Source organism: Segatella asaccharophila (assembly GCF_054687055.1).
On the sequence record NZ_BAACAN010000054.1, the window covers coordinates 1 to 1,212 of the forward strand.

Annotated in this window: 1 protein-coding gene and 1 pseudogene; both read right to left on the reverse strand. The window is 41.7% G+C overall.

What is annotated here, in order from left to right; translation table 11 throughout:
* Nucleotides 1–347: pseudogene (locus ACYRYG_RS13260) on the reverse strand (hypothetical protein); the annotation flags it as partial.
* Between the two features lie 631 nt (nt 348–978).
* A partial coding sequence (locus ACYRYG_RS13265) for a tyrosine-type recombinase/integrase (protein ID WP_460198482.1) occupies nt 979–1,212 on the reverse strand: 234 nt, incomplete at its 5' end.

Sequence of the window (1,212 nt, forward strand, 5' to 3'; positions counted from 1 at the left end):
TATTTCGTACTGCCCTGCAGGAAGACAAAACCACTGATTGAGGGTTTCTCTATCTTTTTGACGCCATGTCTGGCTTTCTCATAAAAAACGGACCGATGGACAAAGCAGCGGCAACTCCCATCTTTGTTCACTTCGGCCTCAAACTTTTCTACTTTCTTATTATGGATCGACAGATAGCCCCACGAAGTGGAATCCTCTGCCCATTCCTGACTGATGTTTTCTTCTTCTGAAGACATTCTTTTTATACCTTGACCCGACTGTCCGTCAGACCAAGTAACGTGTTTGCCCTTTGGAAAACAACTGTTTTCGTCGGCTATAGTCGGGGTTACAGTACCATCCAGTTTCACAGCTTCCCTGATTATTTTATGTCCTTGCCGGCTGCCATCTCCGATGGTGCCAGCGTATTCGAAAATACCAAAGTTTTATTTGCCATACTCGTATCTTTTATACTCGTAATCAACTATCTTTCAGGCTCATAGCCTGTACGTAACAACGCCTTTACTCTTTGTAAAACAGGGTATATTCTGTTTGTTCTTATCAATCAATAACTTATAAAATCAAAGATTAACGGATTTGGCAAACATCAGTGAAGAATTTTTCTGTTTTTGAAAGAAAATGGATGAAAAACTACCCGAAATCATGGAAAAAATGTATCTTTGCAATGTAATGATACTTTTACAAAGAGAATAGAGACACATTTGTAAAACATTTTATCAATCAAGAGCAACAGTCTGCCCTATTCCCTTCATTTTACCGTTATTTCCCACAATCCGACTCGTTTTCCGGTTTCTTTCCATTCCAGACTATTATAGAAGATGAATACAGAAAAAAGGAAAAGAGGCGCACTGCCCGGTTATCGATTTCAAACCGGGAAACCAAAATCATTGACGTAACTTCATCAAAAAAGGATGTGCATTTGAACACATCCTCCCCGATTCTTACAGCCTATCCGACTACGGATGAAAAAAGCAGTTGGTTTCAGCACTTCCTTCTCACGCTTCTGATAATCTTCCAGTTGGCCCGATTGATCTGAGAGGTATCAATAGAGTTCAAATAAATCTGCGTGGTCCTATAAGAGTTATGTCCCATGCCCTCGCTGATCACGGCAATGGAAACGTCCATGTTGCGAGCGATGCTGGCCCAGGAATGACGGGCCACGTAAGTAGTAAGCGGGATCCTCAGTCCGATCCGGTCCCCTATTTTCTTCAGGTT